Source organism: Brevundimonas sp. UYEF29 (assembly GCF_040546195.1).
GTDB lineage: Bacteria > Pseudomonadota > Alphaproteobacteria > Caulobacterales > Caulobacteraceae > Brevundimonas > Brevundimonas huaxiensis.
In genome coordinates, this window is the sequence record NZ_JBEPNH010000008.1 from 97691 (window position 1) to 114588 (window position 16898).

A 16898-nucleotide genomic window follows, 5' to 3' on the forward strand; every position below is an offset into this window, starting at 1 on the left:
ATGAGCGATCCGCTGCACGTCCATTTCGAAGACCTGGAGGTGGGGCAGGTTGTGCCGCTGGGCGCCTGTGCGGTCGATCAGGGGGCGCTGGACGTCTTCATCGAGCGGTTCTCGCCGGGCTGGGACGTGGCCTACGGCGCACCGGACGCCATGGTCTATGTGCTGTGGAGTCGACTGGCGGCCGACAAGTCCGGCGGCTGGGCCCAGACGAAGGTCCTGGCCGTCGATGGGCTGCGTTACATGCGCAATCCCCCGGCGGGCGAACTGCTGCGGGGCCGCATGACGGTGATGGGCAAGGATCCGGTCGGAGACGACAAGGGCATTGTCATCGCCTCGCATGACCTGCTGGACGAGGCCGGACGTCTGGTCTTTTCCTGCCTGACGCGGGCGCTGTTCTCGCGCCGCTGAAACGAAAAACGCCCCGCCGGCGAACCGGCGGGGCGTTGATCGATCTTCGACAGACCGGGTCTTAGTTGACCGAGGTCGGGGCCTGGGCCTGGCGCATCACGGCCATGGCGATCAGGCGATCCCAACCGACCAGCGACACCAGGTGGGCGTAGATCTGGCCCAGGGCGCCGTTGTCGCGCAGCTCGACCAGCTTCTCGGCGGGCAGGGCGCGCAGCTTGTCTTCCGACACCGCATAGTATTCGGCCAGCTTCTGCGGCTGACCCGGCGTGCCGTCGGGATTGCGCGGCGTGAAGTGGGCTTCGCGGATGTCCAGCAGGTCCAGATCCTTGACCAGGGCGACGAAGCCCTCGGTGCGCTGGCGCTCCTGTTCGAAGTTGTTGCAGAACTCCATCGCCATGTTCGTGTAGTCGCTGGGCTGGCCGTCGACGAACAGCGGGTTCTGGCCGCCTTCGGCGACGATCGAGGCGCCGCGGTCGATGCACAGGATCAGGCGCTGGTTCTGCTTGTCGTCGGCGAAGACGAACGGATAGCGGCGCACATAGGCCGGCACATAGGCGTCGGCGCGGAACTCGCCGTCGGGCGCGACGAACAGGTTTTCGTTGGAGCTCAGGCCCATCACGGCGACCGGCTGGCGGTTCTCGCCGGTGAAGATGATCGGATAGGACAGGGCGGCGGCCGAGAATTCAGTGACCGTCAGCGGCACGATATTGGTCTGGGCCACGAAGGCGTAGGGCTTGTCGCTCGGGTTCACGCCCAAGCCGCCGTGGACGCTCTGATCCAGCGGTTCGGGGTTGGTGTAGAAGAGGACGTTGCCTTCAAGCGGCGAATTGTTCGTGTCGGTCATGAAGCGAGGACGCTCTGGTTAAAGATCGGAGGCGCGCCTTCTAGCCCAACGCCGCGCAACCGGCAAACCCGCGATGCGTCGGTTGCAGTGGGGGTCGCCAGCCATTAGCTGTGGCGTATGGGTTCCGCCTGCGATCACGACCATGACCACTCCGGCCTGAACGGCGGGGCGCTGGACCGCGCCCTGGCGGCGGCCGAGGCGCGCGCGGTCCAGCAGGGCGAGCGGATGACCGCCCAGCGCCGGCGCGTCCTGGCCCTGCTGCTGGAAAGCGGCGAGCCGGTGAAGGCCTACGATCTGATCGCACGCTTCGGCGAAGACGGTCAGGCCGCCAAGCCGCCGACCGTCTATCGCGCGCTGGAGTTTCTGGAGCGGCTGGGCATGGTGCATCGCATCGCCTCCATCAGCGCCTATGTCGCCTGCACCGACGATGGCGAGGCCGCCCACGCGGCCGCCTTTTTGATCTGCGACTGCTGCGGCGCGACGCGCGAGGTCAGCGGACCGGATCAGAGCGCCATGAACGCCGCCGCCTCGGCCGCCGGTTACGCCATCGCCCGCACGACGATCGAGGCGCACGGTCGCTGCGCCGCCTGTCGCGACGTCGCATGACCATGGATGCGGCGTTGATGTCCTCACCGCGTCGCCTGTCCGTGCCGATCGACAATCGCTGGGGCGCCGGCGAGATGGCCGTGCTGGATTTCGGCGATCCGAACCGGCCGGTCGATCTGATCTTCTCTCACGCCAACGGCTTCAATGCCGCCACCTATCGCAGCCTGTTATCGCCGCTGTCGGCGTCCTTGCGGATCTGGGCGCCGGATCTGCGCGGCCATGGTCGGTCTGCGCTGCCGACCTTCGCGCGACCCAAGACCAGCTGGCTGGACCACCGCGACGACCTGCTGGCGCTGCTGGAGGCCATCGACGGCCCGCCCGTGGTCATGGCCGGCCATTCGATGGGCGGCACGGCCTCGCTTCTGGCGGCCGCCGTCCGGCCGGATCGGGTGTCCAGCCTGGTGCTGTTCGATCCGGTGATCTGGAAACGCTCGGCGGTCTTCGCCTTCAACCTGCCCTTCGCCCACAAGCTGATGAAGGCGATCCCTATCGCCAAGGCCACCCTGCGCCGTCGCAGCCAGTTCGACAGCCGCGAACAGGCCATGGCCGCCTATCGCGGGCGCGGCGCGTTCAAGGGTTGGCCCGATATGGTCCTGGCCGACTATCTTTCCGAAGGTTTGAACGAAGGCGACGGCGGGTTCAGCCTGACCGCCGCGCCGGCCTGGGAGGCGGCCAACTACGCAGCCCAGGCGCACGATCCGTGGCGGGCCATGAAACGCTATCCCGGACCGGTTCGCATCCTGAAGGCCGAACACGGCGCCCTGACCCATGTGCCGGTCCAGCCCCGTGGCCTGCCCAATGTCTCGGTCGAGGTCGTGTCCGGCGGCGGGCACCTGTTCCCCATGACCCATGCCGACGTGGCGCGCGACGCCCTGTTCGACGCCGCCGTCTGAGAACGAATTCTGTAGGCGGAGCATGGGCGCGCGCTATAAGGGCGCCGCTGAGCATAACGCCCGCCGCCCGAGACGCCGCTTGTCCTTCTTCCACGCCGGTCCCGCGCCCAAAGGCGCCGGCCCCCGCTCAGGGGCGCTGCGCGACGGCTTGATCCTCGCTCCAGGCATGAAGGTCGGCCTGTTCGGCGGCTCCTTCAATCCCGCCCACGACGGTCACGCCCATGTCGCCGAGACCGCCATGCGGCGTCTGGATCTCGACCGCGTCGTCTGGCTGGTCTCGCCGCAGAACCCTTTGAAAGATGCCCGCCACAGCGCGCCGCTGGAAGACCGCATGTCCTCGGCGCGCCGGCACGCGCGTGGTCCGTCGATGATCGTCTCGGATTTCGAGAGCCGGGCCGGCGTCGCCTGGACCGTGGACACCCTGCGCCTTCTGGTCGCGCGGCATCCGGGCGTGCATTTCGTCTGGCTGATGGGGTCGGACAATCTGGCCAGCTTCCACCGCTGGCGAGGCTGGACCGACATCATGCGGCTGATGCCGGTGGCCGTCATCGCCCGGCCGGGTTCGCTGCTGGACAGCCGCACGGCGCCGGCCGCCGCCCGCTTCGCCGGTTTCCGCATTCCCGCCCAGCAGGCGGGGCTTCTGCCTACGCTTCAGGCGCCCGCCTGGACCTATCTGACGGCGCCACTCAACCCCCTGTCGTCCACGGCGATCAGGACCGGCAAGGGCGTGCGCGCGACCTCGTGATCGCCGGATGATTCGGGCAGCGGTTCACGTTGCGGCCCATCCGTGCTAGAGGGCTTCTTTAGTCAACGCTCCCGGAGCCCTCCGCTGACCCCCTCGCCCGCGTATGATACGCAAGACGCCGCCGTCTCGAATACGGCGCACGAGATGGACCCTATCGAACCTCTCCATTCCGAAGACGGCTTTGAATCCGACGCCTCCCCGCGCGGCTTCGACGATTCCGCTCCCCGCCCCGTCGGCTCCACGCCGCTGGAAGAAGCCCTGCTGAGCCGCCTCGACGAGGACAAGGCCCAGGACATGGTCCTGATCGACCTGAAGGGCAAAAGCGCCATGGCCGACACCATGATCGTGGCGTCCGGCCGTTCGCACCGTCACGTCGGCGCCATCGCCGACCACCTGCTGCGCACGCTCAAGGAACAGGGGCTGGGCAAGGCCAAGGTCGAGGGCCTGCCGCACTGCGACTGGGTTCTGATCGACGCCGGCGATGTGATCGTGCACCTGTTCCGCCCGGAAGTGCGCACCTTCTACAACATCGAAAAGATCTGGGCGGTCGATTCCGCTCACCGCATGGTCCGCGACTGACACCATGAAGCTGAGCATCGTCGCCATCGGCCGACCGGGCCGGGGGCCTGAAGCGACGCTCGCCGACGACTACGCCAAGCGCGCCACCCTGTCGGGGCGCGCGCTTGGCCTCGGTCCCCTCGAACTGATCGATCTGGAAGCCCGCAGACCCGGCAAGGCGCCGGAGGCCGAGTTGATCCTAGCGGCGGCGGAAGGATCGCACCTGATCGCCTGCGACGAACGCGGCAAGACCTATTCCTCGCGCGCCTTCGCCGACCACATCGCCAAACTGCGGGACCAGGGCGAGCGTCGGCTGGTCTTCGCCATCGGCGGGGCGGATGGGCTGGACGCCAGCGTGCGCGAGGCCGCATCCTCGACCCTGGCCTTCGGCCCCCAGACCTGGCCCCACGCCCTGGCGCGCGCCATGCTGGCCGAACAACTGTATCGGGCCGTGACCATCCTGGCCGGATCGCCCTATCATCGCGACTGACATGCGTCGCGCCATACCCTTATCGCTGGCCCTGCTGACGGGTTTCGTCTGCGCCGCCCCGGCGATGAGCAACCAGGCGCCCGAGAGCGAACTGTCGCGCATCCAGGCCGAATACCGCGACGAGACTGTGCGCGCCCGTCGTCTGCGCGCCGACGCCGACGCCGCCAAGACCGAACTGGCCCAATTGGAGCGCCGCCTGGCCTCGCTGCGGGCCGACGAACGAACCGGCGACCGTCAGATCGACGATCAGCGCGCCCGCCTCCAGCAACTGACCGAACGCGAGGCCGAACTGGTCACGGACCTGGCGCGTGAGCGCGGCGCCCAGGGCCGTCTGCTCAGCGCGCTGCAGATGATGAGCCGCCGGCCGCCGCCGCCCCTGCTGGTGCCTGCCGATAAGGCCATCGACACGGTGCGCGCCTCCATTCTGCTCAAGGCCATGACGCCGGATCTGGAAAGCCGCGCCAAGGTGCTGGCCGCCCGCCAGGCCGAGATCATGCGCATCCGCCGCCTCGCCGTCCTGTCCTCGGAGCGACTGCTGACGACCGAGAGCGAGCAGGGCGACCGGCGCGGCGAGATCGAGGGGCTGACGGCGCGCAAGACCGCCCTGACCGCTGTCCTGAACGCCGAGGCCCGCGCCGCCGAACGCGCCGCCGCCGTGCTGGAACGCCGCATCCGCGAACTGGGCGGCGCGGTCCCGACCCCCCAGGCCGAAGAGACGCCGACCGCCCGCCTTCCGGCCGGACGCGGCCGTCTCAGTTCGCCCGTCGCCGGTGCGCCCAGCCAGACCTGGGGCGCTGGAACCTCCGGCTGGCGCTGGCGGGCCGACCGCGCGGCCGTCACCGCCCCCGCCGACGCCAAGGTCGCCTACGCCGGGCCGCTGACGGGATGGGGCAATGTGGTGGTGCTGGACCTCGGCCCCGGCTGGCGCGCCGTCATCGCCGGGTTGGAAAGCGTCGATGTCGGCCCGGACGCCCGGGTCTCGGACGGCCAGACCCTGGGGCGCAGCGGCCCGGACGGCGACGTCTATTTCGAACTGCGCCGCGACGAACGGCCGATCGATCCGGGACCGTGGTTGCGGTGAACCCGCAATAGTCCTTTGCATTCTTGTCTGACGCTGATTTTATCGGCGGGACGCCGCGTCGCCACGATTTGGTCGTGAGGACGGGGCCTTAACCTTCCCACGGGCGCCCACAGTGATCGGCCCGACCGAAAGAGACCGAATGCGTAAACTGCTCCTCGTCGGCTGCGCCGCTCTGGTGCTCGGCGGATCCGCCGCTGCTGTCAGCAGCCAGACCCCGCGAAACGAAACCTTCCGCATGCTGGAGCTGTTCGGCGACGTGGTGGGCATCGTCGAGCAGGCCTACGTCGTCCCGGTCGACAACAAGAAGCTGATCGAGGCCGCGCTGGCCGGTATGATGACGGCGCTGGACCCGCACTCCAACTATCTGCCGCCCTCCAACTACGACGACCTGCGCGAGCGCACCGAAGGCCAGTATTCGGGCGTCGGCCTGACCATCAGCGCCGACGGCGGCATGGTGAAGGTCATCTCGCCGATGGACGACAGCCCCGCCGCCAGGGCCGGGGTCCAGGCGGGCGACGTGATCTCCTCGATCGAGGGCCAGAACGCGGCGGGCCTGACGGTCAGCCAGGTGTCCGAAAAGCTGCGCGGCGCCGTGGGCACCAGCGTCAAGGTGACCTTCCTGCGCGACGGTTCAGACCCGCTGGAAGTGACCCTGACTCGCGAGGTCATCAAGGTTCAGTCGGTCACCGGCCGGGTCGAGGGCGACTTCGGTTACTTGCGCGTCTCGACCTTCAACGAGAACACCGGCCGCGAGCTGAACGAGGCCATCGCCAAGATCAAAGCCGAGAAGCCGGGCGTGAAGGGCTATGTCCTGGACCTGCGCAACAACGGCGGCGGCCTGCTGAACGCCGCCATCGACGTCTCCGACGCCTTCCTGGAACGCGGCGAGATCGTCAGCCAGCGGGGCCGCAAGCCCGAGCAGATTCAGCGCTATTCCGCCAAGCCCGGCGACGTCACCGGCGGCCTTCCGCTGGTCGTCCTGGTCAACTATGGCTCGGCCTCGGCGTCGGAAATCGTCGCCGGCGCCCTGAAGGATCACCAGCGCGCGACCATCGTGGGCCTGACCAGCTTCGGCAAGGGTTCGGTCCAGACCGTGATCCCGCTGCGTCAGGGCCAGGACGGCGCCTTGTCGATCACGACCGCGCGCTACTACACCCCCTCGGGCGCCTCGATCCAGAAGATCGGCATCGAGCCGGATCTGGAAGTCGCGCGTTCGGAGGCAGAGGCCCGCATCGTCTCGCGCTCCAGCTTCATCTATTCCGAGGCCGCCTACGCCACGGCCCTGGACGCCTCCATCGGCGCCGAGCGCAAGGGTCCGCACACCCCCCGCGAAGCTCCGGGCGACAAGTTCGACAAGGAAAAGGACTATCAGCTTCAGCGCGCGCTGGACGTCCTGCGCGCCGGCGGCGACCTATCGAAACTGTCGGCCCCGCCCGAAGGCATCGTCGTCACCGAACCGGGCTCGACGCCCAAGCCCGACGCCGAACCGGCGGCGGACGAACCGAAGGAAGAATAGGACGGGGAGGGGCGGCGCGAGCCGCCCTTTTTCTTGCGCCTACGACAGGCGGTCGCGGAAGGCCGAATAGTCGAAGTCGCGCACCGTCGTCAGCGCATCCGTCTGGGAGTTCCACAGCATGATGGACGGCAGCGGTACGCCGTTAAAGGTGTTGGTCTTCACCATCGAATAGTGGGCCTGGTCCAGAAACGCGATGCGCGTTCCCGGCGTCGGCCGCTCGGCGAAGACGTAGTCGCCGATGATGTCGCCGGCCAGGCACGACGGTCCGCCCAGCCGCACCGTAACCCCATGTTCGGGCTCTTTCAGCAGCGCGGGGCGATAGGGCGCCTCGATCACATCGGGCATATGGCAGGTCGCCGAGATGTCGGTGATGCCGATGGGCATGCCGTTGTCGAACACGTCCAGCACCTCGCCGATCAGGATGCCGGCGTCCAGCGCCACGGCCTCGCCTGGCTCCAGATAGACCTGAACCCCGTGCCAGGCCTGCAGATCGCGCACGAAGGCGATCAGATCCTCGGTCTGATAGTCGGCGCGGGTGATGTGGTGCCCCCCGCCCAGGTTCAGCCATTTGATCCCGCCCAGCAGCGGCGCCAGCTTCGGCTCCACCGCCGCCCAGATGCGCGACAGCGGCTGGAAATCCTGCTCGCACAGCGCATGGATGTGCAGACCATCGACGCCGATCAGATGGTCGGCCGTCAGTTGCGACACCGGAAAGCCCAGGCGCGAACAGGGCTGGGCCGGGTCGTATTTGGCGACCTCGCCTTCGGAATGTTCGGGGTTCAGCCGCAGGCCGATCTCGAACACCTGCCCGTCAGCCCGCGCCTTCGCGATCACGTCGGCGAAGCGGGCGATCTGGGCCGGGTTGTTGAAGATGACGTGGTCCGACAGACGCAGGATTTCGGGCAGGTCCTGCGCCGTATAGGCCGGCGAATAGGTGGTCAGCTCGCCCTTGTAGAACTCGCGGGCCAGCCGCGCCTCCCACAGGCCCGAGGCGCAGACCCCGTCGAGGTATTCGCCGACCACATCGGCCAGCGACCACATCGAAAACGCCTTCAGCGCCAGAAGCACGCGCGCCTCCGCTCCGTCCCGCACGCCCTTCAGGACGGACAGATTGCGACGGATGGCCGCCTCGTCCACCACGAAGGCGGGCGAGGCGACGCGGTTCAGGTCGAAATGCGCAAAGGCGCCCGGATCGCCGGCCTGGGTCTGCATTCAGTCGGTCCGATCAGAAGTCCAGAGGGGCGTCCAGGTCCTGAACCTTCCACGGCAGGCCGTGCTTGTTCAGCATGTCCATGAAGGGATCGGGGTCCAGCTGCTCCATGTTGAACACGCCGTCGCCCTTCCACTGGCCCGTCACCATCAGGGCCGCGCCGATCATGGCTGGCACGCCGGTGGTGTAGCTGACGGCCTGGTTGCCGGTCTCGGCATAGGCCTCTTCGTGGTCGCAGATGTTGTTGACGTAGACCGTCTTCTTGACCCCGTCCTTCAGGCCGGTGGCGATGACGCCGATGTTGGTCTTGCCCTTGGTGATCGGACCCAGCGAGGCCGGCTCGGGCAGCAGGGCCTTCAGGAACTCGATCGGAATGATCTCGCGGCCCTGGAATTGCATCGGCTCGATCGAGGTCATGCCGATGTTTTCCAGCACTTCGAGGTGCTTAAGATAGCTGTCGCCGAACGTCATCCAGAAGCGGATGCGCTTGATCTCGGGATAGAATTTCGCCAGCGATTCCAGCTCCTCATGGTACATGAGATACATGTTCTTGGGACCCACGCCTTCGAAGTCGAAGGTCTGTTTGTGGCTCAGCGCCGGGCCTTCGACCCACTGGCCGTTCTCCCAGTGACGCGAGTTCGCCGTCACTTCGCGCAGGTTGATCTCGGGGTTGAAGTTGGTCGCGAAGGGCAGGCCGGTATCGCCGCCGTTGCAGTCCAGGATGTCCAGCGTCTCGATGGAATCCAGCAGGTGCTTCTTGATGTAGGTGGTGAAGACCGAGGTCACGCCGGGATCGAAGCCCGAACCCAGCAACGCCATCAGACCGGCGTCCTTGAAGCGGTCCTGATAGGCCCACTGCCACTTGTATTCGAACTTGGCTTCGTCGCGCGGCTCGTAGTTGGCGGTGTCCAGATAGTCGACGCCGGCGGCCAGGCAGGCGTCCATGATCGACAGGTCCTGATAGGGCAGGGCCAGGTTCACGACCAGTTCGGGCTGCACCTTCTGGATCAGCGCCGTGGTCGCCGCCACGTCGTCGGCGTCGATGGCGGCCGTGTCGATGTCGACGCCGAAGCGCGACTTCACGGACTGGGCGATCGCATCGCACTTGGACTTGGTCCGGCTCGCCAGGGTGATATGCGAGAAGATGTCCGCGTTCATCGCCATCTTGTGGACGGCCACCGAACTGACGCCGCCTGCGCCGATAACCAGCACCTTGCTCATCTGTGCTTCTCCCGAAGTCTGAAACCCTGGCGACAGCGCCGCCCCTATAAAGGGCGCGGCTCTTAGCACGATGATGACAATCCGCTAAATCCCTGCGCCGATATTGGCTCTTATAGCGTGACCGGATCGCTCCGGTTGCCTTTGTGCGGTTTTTCCGCCATAAGCCGCCGCTTCCGACGCAAGTGAACCTGCGTCTCCACCGGGACGACCCTCATTTCGATGAGACGAGCCCGGCGAGAACCCTCCGCCGACGTGATCGTCGCCGGGGGCCGTTGTCGTATGGAGCCGTTTCACCCGTCGCCATGAGGTAGTGAATGTTCGAGGCTCTGAACGAGCGGCTGACAGGCGTCTTCGACCGGATCACCGGGCGCGGCGCCCTGTCCGAAAAGGATGTCGCCGAGGCGATGCGCGAAGTGCGCGTGGCCCTGCTCGAGGCCGACGTCGCCCTGCCGGTCGTCAAGGAATTCATCGCCTTCGCCACCGAGCGCGCGACGGGCGAAGAGGTCATCCGTTCGGTCAAGCCGGCCGATCAGGTGGTCAAGATCGTCTATGACGGCCTGATCGAGATGCTGGGCGGCGAAGAGCCGGTCCCGCTGAACACCAACGCCAACCCGCCCGCCGTGGTGCTGATGGCCGGCCTTCAGGGCTCGGGCAAGACCACGACCTCGGCCAAGCTGGCGCTGCGCCTGACCAAGTTCGATCGCAAGAAGGTCATGATGGCCTCGCTGGACACGCGTCGTCCGGCCGCGATGGAACAGCTGGCGACCCTGGGCAAGCAGATCGAGGTCGCCACCCTGCCGATCGTGGCGGGCGAAAGCGCCGTCCAGATCACGCGCCGGGCGCTGCAATCGGCGAAACTCCAGGGCTTCGACGTCCTGATCCTCGACACAGCCGGCCGCATCACGCTGGACGAAGGGCTGATGAACGAGGTGGCCGAGGTCGCCGACATCGCCAAGCCCGTCGAGACCCTGCTGGTCGCCGACAGCCTGACCGGCCAGGACGCGGTGCGCACCGCCAAGGCCTTCCACGAGCGCCTGCCCCTGACCGGCCTCGTCTTGACCCGCGCCGACGGCGACGGTCGCGGCGGCGCCATGCTGTCGATGCGCGCCGTCACCGGCCTGCCGATCAAATATCTGGGCGCCGGCGAAAAGGTCGATGCGCTGGACGTGTTCGACGCCCGTCGCGTCGCCGGCCGCATCCTGGGTCAGGGCGATATCGTCGCCCTGGTCGAAAAGGCCAGCCAGGATCTGGACCAGGCCAAGGCCGAGAAGATGGCCCGCAAACTGGCCAAGGGTCAGTTCGATCTGGACGACCTGGCCGGTCAGCTTCAGCAGATGAAGCGGATGGGCGGGCTTCAGGGCATCATGGGCATGCTGCCCGGCGTGGCCAAGATGAAGGGTCAGATGGCCGAGAGCGGCATCGACGACCGCATGATCCTGCGTCAGGAAGCCATCATCTCCTCGATGACCAAGGCCGAGCGCAAGAAGCCCGACCTGCTGAACGCCAGCCGCAAGAAGCGCATCGCCGCCGGCGCCGGCGTCGATGTGCAGGACGTGAACCGGGTTCTGAAACAGCACCGCCAGATGGCCGATGTGGTCAAGTCGATGGCGCGCGGCGGACCCAAGAAGATGCAGCAGATGGCCGCCATGCTGGGCGGCCTTGGCGGCGGCATGCCCGGAATGGGCGGCGCCGGCCCCGACATGGCCCGCCTCAAGGCGTTGGGCGGCGGCAAGATGGCCGAACCCTCCGCCGACGATCTGAAAGCCATCCAGGACCGGCTCGCCGGACTGGGCGGCGGACAACTTCCGGGAGGCCTTCCGGGCTTACCGGGCTTCCCTCCCAAGAAATAACGACTTCCTAGAAAGAGACCTGAAATGCTGAAGATTCGTCTGGCCCGCGGCGGCGCCAAGAAGCGCCCCTACTACCACATCGTCATCGCCGACTCGCACTCGCCGCGCGACGGCAAGTTCATCGAGAAGGTCGGCAGCTACAACCCGATGCTGCCCAAGGACGGCGCCACCCCGCGCGTCGCCCTGAAGGTCGAGCGCATCGCCGAATGGCTTGGCAAGGGCGCCCAGCCGACCGACCGCGTCGCCCGCTTCCTGTCGCAGGACGAGACCCTGGGCCAGAAGGTCAAGTGGACCCAGTCGAACAACCCGAACAAGGGCGCTCCGGGCAAGAAGGCCCAGGAACGCGCCGCCGAGCGCGCCCAGCGCGAAGCCGACCGCCTGGAAGCCGAAGCCGCCGCCAAGGTCGAGGCCGCTGAAGCCGCCGCCCGCGCCAAGGAAGAGGCCGCCGCCGCCGCCGAAGCCGCCAAGAACGCTCCCGCTGCTGAAGAAGCGCCTGCCGAAGAGGCCCCGGCTGCTGAAGCGACCGAGGAAAAGGCTGAAGGCTGAGCCTTTCGGTTTGACGATGATCAGGGCGGCGTCTTTCGACGCCGCCTTTTTCATGGGTTAAGAACACGCATGACCACGGACAGCAGATTGATCCTCGTCGGCCAGGTCGGCGGCGGCTTCGGCGTGCGGGGCGAGGTGCGGGTGACCGCCTTCACCGCCGACCCCCTGGCCCTGACCGCCTACGGCCCTCTGCTGCGCGCGGATGGGACTGTGGCCCTGACCCTGACCTCGACGCGGCCCGACAAAAACGGCGTCGTCGGCCGGGCCAAGGAGATCACCACCAAGGAACAGGCCGACGCCCTGCGCGGCCTGAAGCTGCACGTCCCCCGCGACCGGTTCCCCGAGCCGGACGAGGACGAATTCTACCTCGCCGATCTGCTGGGCGTTCAGGTCCGTGACACAGCGGGCGGCGTCATGGGCACGGTGAAATCGGTCCAGAACTTCGGCGCGGACGACATGCTGGAGATCGCGCCCGCCGCCGGCGGCCCGACCTGGTATCTGCCCTTCACCAAGGAAGCGACGCCGGAACTGCACCTGGCCGACGGTTGGCTATTGGCCGTGCCGCCGACCGAGGTGGGCGAGCGCGAGCCCGACTGAAGTTTCGTCACCGCTCCCGTCGGTGTTGCGGATGGGCTGGGCGGCGCCGACATAGGGCTATCGCAATAGCCGAGGCCGCACCCATGACCGACCTGTCCGCCTTCCCGATCACGCAACGCTGGCCGGCCCAGCATCCCGATCGCATCCAGCTCTACTCCCTGCCGACGCCCAATGGGGTGAAGGTTTCGATCATGCTGGAGGAGGTCGGCCTGGCCTATGAGCCGCACCTGATCGACATCACCAAGAACGAGACCTGGGGGCCGGAGTTTCTGTCGCTGAACCCCAACGGCAAGATCCCCGCCATCCTCGATCCGAACGGCCCGAACGGACAGCCGCTGGCCCTGTTCGAATCCGGCGCCATCCTGATCTATCTGGCGGAGAAGACCGGCAAACTGCTCTCGGCCGATCCGGCGACCCGCTATGAGACGATCCAGTGGGTCATGTTCCAGATGGGCGCGATCGGCCCGATGTTCGGCCAGCTGGGCTTCTTCCACCGCTTCGCCGGCAAGGACTACGAGGACAAGCGCCCGCGCGACCGCTACGTCGCCGAAAGCCGCCGCCTGCTCGGCGTGCTGGAAACACGGCTTGCCAATTACGGGGGAGAGCCGCGCGACTGGCTTGTCGGCGACTATTCCATCGCCGATGTCGCCACCTTGGGCTGGGTCCGCAACCTGATCGGCTTTTACGAAGCGGGCGAGATCGTCGGCTTCGCCGACTTCCCGCGCGTCGCCGCCTGGCTGGAGCGCGGCCTGGCGCGCCCCGCCGTCCAGCGCGGCCTCAACATCCCGGCGCGCGACTGATCTGAACCTCGCCCCGTCGGTCGCGTTGTCTGCTCACACCAACAGGAGCGCGACCGATGGGCATCTTCTCTTCGATCTGGAACAAGATCACGGGCCACAAACCGAAGGCGACCCCTGTTCCGCCGCCGGCCTCTACGGCCGGAATTCCTGCGCCCAACGCGGCGCCGGCCCCGACCGCCGCGCCGGCCTTGCCGCCCGTCGATGTCGAGGCGGTGCTCAGCGATCTTGCGGCGTCCAAGGGCGGCGGCGGCAACTGGCGGACCTCGATCGTCGATCTTCTTAAGCTGCTGGACCTGGATTCCAGCCTGGCCGCCCGCAAGGAACTGGCCGAGGAGCTGAACGTCCACGCTGGCGAGCATGGCTCGGCCGAACAGAACATCGCCCTGTCCAAGACCGTGTGGAAGAAGCTGGCCGAAAACGGCGGCCAGGTCCCGGCCTCGCTGCGCGACTAGCATCTACAGCTGGATCAGGCCGGCGGTCTGATCCAGCGCATCGCGGCCAGCGCGGCAAACCCGACCGCCAGACCCCAGAAGGCCGATCCGACGCCGAACAGGGTCAGGCCCGACGCCGTCGCCGCAAACGTCAGCACGGCCGCCTCGCGCGATCCGACCTCCGTCATCATGTTGTGCACCGCCCCGGTCAGCGGCGCGATCAGCGCCAGACCCGTCACCGCCGCCAGCACGGCCGGCGGCATGGCGATGAACAGTCCGGCCAACGGCGCGGCGAACAGGGCCACGACCAGATAAAGACCGCCATAGATCACGCCCACGATCCAGCGCCTGGTGGGATCGGAATGGGCGTCCGGCCCCGTGCAGATCGCCGCCGTGATCGCCGCCAGATTGACCCCATGCCCGCCGAACGGCGCGATCAGCAGGCTGGCGACGCCGGTGGACAGGATCAGTCGGTTGGCGGGCGGCGGATAGCCGGCGCTCTGCAGCACTACCAGCCCGGGCAGGTTCTGGGCCGCCAGCGTCACCAGAAACAACGGAAAGCCAAGGCTGACCGCCGCCTTCCAGTCGAACACGGGCGCGACCGGCTCCAGATGGCCGAACAGGCCGGTCGCGGCGGGGAGCGCCAGCTGCCCTCGCATCGCCAGCACCGCAAAGGCCGCCGCCAGCACGGCGGGCAAGGCCCAGGTCGGCCATAGCCGTCTGAAGATCAGGAACACCGCGATCAGCCCGACAACCAAGGCCGTCTCGTCCGGCGCCACCTTGAACAGTCTCAGCACGAAGGGCAGCAGCACCCCCGCCAGCATGGCCGAGGCGAGGGCCGCCGGTATCCGCGCCGCCAGCCGCCCCAGCACCGGGATCAGGCCGGTCAGGATCATCAGCAAGGCGGCGAAGACGAAGGCGCCGACGGCCGTCGGCCAGGACAGGCCCAGGGTTGTGGCCGCCAGCAGGGCCGCCCCCGGCGTGGACCAGGCCAGCACCACGGGGATCTTCAGCCGCCAGCTCAGCACCGCGCCGGGCAAGCCGATGCCCAGGCACAGGGCCGTCACCATCGACCCGATCTGGCCTGCGTCCGCGCCCAAGGCCTGGCCGGCCTGGACCACCAGGGCGACCGTCCCGCCAAACCCGATCACCGTCGCCACGGCGGCGGACGAAAAGACCGAGGCGGGCAGGGCGCGCATGGAAAAGGCCGGAGCAGTCATGCCCCGGCCTTAAACCGTCGTCTCGGATGGCGGAAGGCTGGGATCCAGCCCTCCTGATCAGCCTTCGATGTCTTCCGGCAGGCCCACGGCGTGGAAACCCGCATCGACGTGGACGACTTCGCCCGTGGTCGAACGGCCCAGGTCCGAGCACAGCCACAGGGCCGCTCCGGCGACGCCTTCCATCGAGGTCTCTTCCTTGATCAGCGAGAACTGGGCCGACTTGGAGTGCAGACCGCGCCCGCCCGAGATGCCGGCCAGCGACAGGGTGCGCATGGCCCCGGCCGAGATGGCGTTGACGCGGATGTTCTTGGGACCCAGGTCGCGCGCGATATAGCGGGTCGCGGCTTCCAGCGCGGCCTTGGCCACGCCCATGGTGTTGTAGTTCGGAATGACCCGCTCGGACCCCAGATAGGTCAGGGTGATCAGGCTGCCGCCGTTCGGCATCAGCTTGGCCGCCCTACGCGAGACGTCCACGAAGCTGAAGGCCGAGATGTTCATGGCCAGAAGGAAGCTGTCGCGCGTGGTGTTGTCCACGAAGCTGCCCTTCAACTCATCCTTGTTGGCGAAGGCCACCGAATGGACGACGAAGTCGATCGTGCCGAAGGTCTTTTCCAGCTCGGCGAAGGCCGCGTCCATCGAGGCGTCGTCGGTGACGTCGGCCGGGATCAGCAGCTTGGCGCCGACGCTTTCCGCCAGCGGACGCACGCGGCGCTCCAGGCTTTCGCCCAGATAGGTGAAGGCCAGCTCGGCGCCCTGGGCGGCCAGCTGCGAGGCGATGCCCCAGGCGATGGAGCTGGAGTTGGCCACGCCCATGATCAGGCCCTTCTTGCCCTTCATGAGGTCGCCGGTCGGCATGTCCCAGCCTTCGGAAGTCGCCATGGTTCGTCTCCTGATGATTTGCGCGGAGGGTTAGCAGGGGCGGGCGTAAACCGGAACCCCCGCCGCCTTCCCTAGCGTCAGAGCAGGCCCGCGATCGCCTCGCGCGCCGCGTCGCCCAGATCAGGGCGTTTCAGGGCCAGGGCGACGTTGGCGCGCAGCAGGCCGATCTTGTCGCCGCAGTCGTGGGTCACGCCCGCATATTCGACGGCGGTGAAGCTCTGGTCCGCCATCAGTCGCGCCATGGCGTCGGTCAGCTGGATCTCGCCGCCCGCGCCCTTTTCCTGCGTCGCCAACAGGTCGAAGATTTCCGGCTGCAAAATGTAACGGCCCGAGATCGACAGGTTGGACGGCGCAGTTCCGGCGGCGGGCTTTTCGACCATGCCCTTCATGACGATGCGCGAACCGTCGCGGCTGACCGGATCGACGATGCCGTATTTGTGGGTCTGATCTTCGGGGACGGATTCCACGCCGATGATGTTGCCGCCGGTCTCGGCATAGACCTCGGCCAACTGCTTCAGGGCGCCGGGCTGAGAATCCACGATCACGTCGGGCAGGATGACGGCGAACGGCTCGTGCCCGATGATGTCGCGCGCGCACCAGACGGCGTGGCCCAGGCCCTTGGGCTGCATCTGGCGGGTGAAGCTCATCTCCCCGGCCGAGGCCAGTTCGGCGTTCATCATCTCCAGGATGTCGGTCTTGCCCTTGGCCTGAAGCTGGGCTTCCAGTTCGATCTGATGATCGAAATAGTCCTCGATGGCGCCCTTGGAGCGGCCGGTGACGAAGACGATGTGCTCGATCCCTGCCTCGCGCGCCTCTTCGACGATGTAGGACAGGATCGGCCGGTCGACGACGTTCAGCAGTTCCTTGGGGGTCGTCTTGGTGCCGGGCAGAACCCGGGTGCCGAGGCCCGCGACGGGCAGTACGGCCTTGCGCAGGCGCGCGGGCGTGGTGGTCATCAAATCATCCTGACAGCTATCCCGCCCCTTCTACGGCCTCGTGCGCT

19 protein-coding genes are annotated in these 16898 nt (G+C 67.4%); 13 read left to right on the forward strand and 6 right to left on the reverse strand.

Annotation, left to right across the window (positions count from 1 at the left end; genetic code table 11):
• Entirely contained in the window at nt 1-408 is a 408-nt protein-coding gene (locus ABIB58_RS12870) for a hotdog family protein (RefSeq protein WP_017505512.1), read from the forward strand.
• Nucleotides 409-469: 61 nt separating this feature from the next.
• On the opposite strand, the gene ABIB58_RS12875 is transcribed toward ABIB58_RS12870, so the two are convergent.
• Nucleotides 470-1252: a SapC family protein gene (locus tag ABIB58_RS12875; RefSeq protein ID WP_045809526.1), complete on the reverse strand. Its 783-nt coding sequence runs from the start codon at nt 1250-1252 to the stop codon at nt 470-472.
• A gap of 117 nt (nt 1253-1369) precedes the next feature.
• On the opposite strand from ABIB58_RS12875, the gene ABIB58_RS12880 reads away from it, so the two are divergent.
• The 7 genes from ABIB58_RS12880 to ABIB58_RS12910 all read left to right on the forward strand — a co-directional run bounded on the left by ABIB58_RS12880 (nt 1370) and on the right by ABIB58_RS12910 (nt 7141).
• Nucleotides 1370-1858 (forward strand): Fur family transcriptional regulator, encoded by a 489-nt coding sequence (locus ABIB58_RS12880; RefSeq protein ID WP_017505514.1) that lies wholly within the window; start codon nt 1370-1372, stop codon nt 1856-1858.
• A 2-nt stretch (nt 1859-1860) separates the two neighbouring features.
• Nucleotides 1861-2751 carry an alpha/beta fold hydrolase gene (locus ABIB58_RS12885; RefSeq protein ID WP_354041389.1) on the forward strand — a complete coding sequence of 297 codons (891 nt, stop codon included), beginning with the start codon at nt 1861-1863 and terminating at the stop codon, nt 2749-2751.
• A 79-nt stretch (nt 2752-2830) separates the two neighbouring features.
• A complete protein-coding gene (locus ABIB58_RS12890) occupies nt 2831-3496 on the forward strand; it encodes a nicotinate-nucleotide adenylyltransferase (protein WP_269220049.1) in 666 nt (221 codons plus the stop codon).
• Nucleotides 3497-3640: 144 nt separating this feature from the next.
• Nucleotides 3641-4075: a ribosome silencing factor gene (gene rsfS, locus ABIB58_RS12895; protein ID WP_082064315.1), complete on the forward strand. Its 435-nt coding sequence runs from the start codon at nt 3641-3643 to the stop codon at nt 4073-4075.
• Nucleotides 4076-4079: 4 nt separating this feature from the next.
• Nucleotides 4080-4544 carry a 23S rRNA (pseudouridine(1915)-N(3))-methyltransferase RlmH gene (gene rlmH, locus ABIB58_RS12900; protein ID WP_039245830.1) on the forward strand — a complete coding sequence of 155 codons (465 nt, stop codon included), beginning with the start codon at nt 4080-4082 and terminating at the stop codon, nt 4542-4544.
• 1 nt (nt 4545) lies between these two features.
• Nucleotides 4546-5625 carry a murein hydrolase activator EnvC family protein gene (locus tag ABIB58_RS12905; RefSeq protein WP_354041320.1) on the forward strand — a complete coding sequence of 360 codons (1080 nt, stop codon included), beginning with the start codon at nt 4546-4548 and terminating at the stop codon, nt 5623-5625.
• Nucleotides 5626-5764: 139 nt separating this feature from the next.
• A complete protein-coding gene (locus ABIB58_RS12910) occupies nt 5765-7141 on the forward strand; it encodes a S41 family peptidase (protein ID WP_354041322.1) in 1377 nt (458 codons plus the stop codon).
• A 39-nt stretch (nt 7142-7180) separates the two neighbouring features.
• On the opposite strand, the gene ABIB58_RS12915 is transcribed toward ABIB58_RS12910, so the two are convergent.
• Both ABIB58_RS12915 and ABIB58_RS12920 read right to left on the reverse strand, forming a co-directional pair.
• Nucleotides 7181-8353 (reverse strand): carboxynorspermidine decarboxylase, encoded by a 1173-nt coding sequence (locus tag ABIB58_RS12915; RefSeq protein ID WP_354041324.1) that lies wholly within the window; start codon nt 8351-8353, stop codon nt 7181-7183.
• Nucleotides 8354-8366: 13 nt separating this feature from the next.
• Complete coding sequence (locus ABIB58_RS12920) at nt 8367-9572, reverse strand: saccharopine dehydrogenase family protein (RefSeq protein WP_137720283.1); 1206 nt, start codon at nt 9570-9572, stop codon at nt 8367-8369.
• 314 nt (nt 9573-9886) lie between these two features.
• On the opposite strand from ABIB58_RS12920, the gene ffh reads away from it, so the two are divergent.
• From ffh to ABIB58_RS12945, 5 genes are all read left to right on the forward strand, one after another.
• Nucleotides 9887-11422 carry a signal recognition particle protein gene (gene ffh, locus ABIB58_RS12925; RefSeq protein WP_295209055.1) on the forward strand — a complete coding sequence of 512 codons (1536 nt, stop codon included), beginning with the start codon at nt 9887-9889 and terminating at the stop codon, nt 11420-11422.
• A 24-nt stretch (nt 11423-11446) separates the two neighbouring features.
• A complete protein-coding gene (gene rpsP, locus ABIB58_RS12930; RefSeq protein WP_017506628.1) occupies nt 11447-11968 on the forward strand; it encodes a 30S ribosomal protein S16 in 522 nt (173 codons plus the stop codon).
• Between the two features lie 69 nt (nt 11969-12037).
• On the forward strand, nt 12038-12565 hold the full coding sequence (rimM, locus tag ABIB58_RS12935; protein WP_045809533.1) for a ribosome maturation factor RimM: 528 nt from the start codon (nt 12038-12040) through the stop codon (nt 12563-12565).
• Between the two features lie 83 nt (nt 12566-12648).
• Entirely contained in the window at nt 12649-13365 is a 717-nt protein-coding gene (locus ABIB58_RS12940; protein WP_354041328.1) for a glutathione S-transferase N-terminal domain-containing protein, read from the forward strand.
• Between the two features lie 56 nt (nt 13366-13421).
• Entirely contained in the window at nt 13422-13817 is a 396-nt protein-coding gene (locus ABIB58_RS12945; RefSeq protein ID WP_354041330.1) for a DUF3597 domain-containing protein, read from the forward strand.
• A gap of 14 nt (nt 13818-13831) precedes the next feature.
• On the opposite strand, the gene ABIB58_RS12950 is transcribed toward ABIB58_RS12945, so the two are convergent.
• From ABIB58_RS12950 to galU, 3 genes are all read right to left on the reverse strand, one after another.
• Entirely contained in the window at nt 13832-15016 is a 1185-nt protein-coding gene (locus ABIB58_RS12950; RefSeq protein WP_354041332.1) for a benzoate/H(+) symporter BenE family transporter, read from the reverse strand.
• Between the two features lie 57 nt (nt 15017-15073).
• Nucleotides 15074-15871 (reverse strand): enoyl-ACP reductase FabI, encoded by a 798-nt coding sequence (locus ABIB58_RS12955; protein ID WP_162237597.1) that lies wholly within the window; start codon nt 15869-15871, stop codon nt 15074-15076.
• A 101-nt stretch (nt 15872-15972) separates the two neighbouring features.
• Nucleotides 15973-16851 carry a UTP--glucose-1-phosphate uridylyltransferase GalU gene (gene galU / locus ABIB58_RS12960; protein WP_017506634.1) on the reverse strand — a complete coding sequence of 293 codons (879 nt, stop codon included), beginning with the start codon at nt 16849-16851 and terminating at the stop codon, nt 15973-15975.
• Nucleotides 16852-16898 lie beyond the last annotated feature (47 nt).

Excerpts from the sequence above, each read along its gene's own strand:
- ABIB58_RS12870 (WP_017505512.1), top strand. The coding sequence starts at position 1 with ATGAGCGATCCGCTGCACGTCCATTTCGAAGACCTGGAGGTGGGGCAG.
- ABIB58_RS12875 (WP_045809526.1), bottom strand. The coding sequence starts at position 1,252 with ATGACCGACACGAACAATTCGCCGCTTGAAGGCAACGTCCTCTTCTAC.
- ABIB58_RS12880 (WP_017505514.1), top strand. The coding sequence starts at position 1,370 with ATGGGTTCCGCCTGCGATCACGACCATGACCACTCCGGCCTGAACGGC.
- ABIB58_RS12885 (WP_354041389.1), top strand. The coding sequence starts at position 1,861 with ATGGATGCGGCGTTGATGTCCTCACCGCGTCGCCTGTCCGTGCCGATC.
- rsfS (WP_082064315.1), top strand. The coding sequence starts at position 3,641 with ATGGACCCTATCGAACCTCTCCATTCCGAAGACGGCTTTGAATCCGAC.
- rlmH (WP_039245830.1), top strand. The coding sequence starts at position 4,080 with ATGAAGCTGAGCATCGTCGCCATCGGCCGACCGGGCCGGGGGCCTGAA.
- ABIB58_RS12905 (WP_354041320.1), top strand. The coding sequence starts at position 4,546 with ATGCGTCGCGCCATACCCTTATCGCTGGCCCTGCTGACGGGTTTCGTC.
- ABIB58_RS12910 (WP_354041322.1), top strand. The coding sequence starts at position 5,765 with ATGCGTAAACTGCTCCTCGTCGGCTGCGCCGCTCTGGTGCTCGGCGGA.
- ABIB58_RS12915 (WP_354041324.1), bottom strand. The coding sequence starts at position 8,353 with ATGCAGACCCAGGCCGGCGATCCGGGCGCCTTTGCGCATTTCGACCTG.
- ABIB58_RS12920 (WP_137720283.1), bottom strand. The coding sequence starts at position 9,572 with ATGAGCAAGGTGCTGGTTATCGGCGCAGGCGGCGTCAGTTCGGTGGCC.
- ffh (WP_295209055.1), top strand. The coding sequence starts at position 9,887 with ATGTTCGAGGCTCTGAACGAGCGGCTGACAGGCGTCTTCGACCGGATC.
- rpsP (WP_017506628.1), top strand. The coding sequence starts at position 11,447 with ATGCTGAAGATTCGTCTGGCCCGCGGCGGCGCCAAGAAGCGCCCCTAC.
- rimM (WP_045809533.1), top strand. The coding sequence starts at position 12,038 with ATGACCACGGACAGCAGATTGATCCTCGTCGGCCAGGTCGGCGGCGGC.
- ABIB58_RS12940 (WP_354041328.1), top strand. The coding sequence starts at position 12,649 with ATGACCGACCTGTCCGCCTTCCCGATCACGCAACGCTGGCCGGCCCAG.
- ABIB58_RS12945 (WP_354041330.1), top strand. The coding sequence starts at position 13,422 with ATGGGCATCTTCTCTTCGATCTGGAACAAGATCACGGGCCACAAACCG.
- ABIB58_RS12950 (WP_354041332.1), bottom strand. The coding sequence starts at position 15,016 with ATGACTGCTCCGGCCTTTTCCATGCGCGCCCTGCCCGCCTCGGTCTTT.
- ABIB58_RS12955 (WP_162237597.1), bottom strand. The coding sequence starts at position 15,871 with ATGCCGACCGGCGACCTCATGAAGGGCAAGAAGGGCCTGATCATGGGC.
- galU (WP_017506634.1), bottom strand. The coding sequence starts at position 16,851 with ATGACCACCACGCCCGCGCGCCTGCGCAAGGCCGTACTGCCCGTCGCG.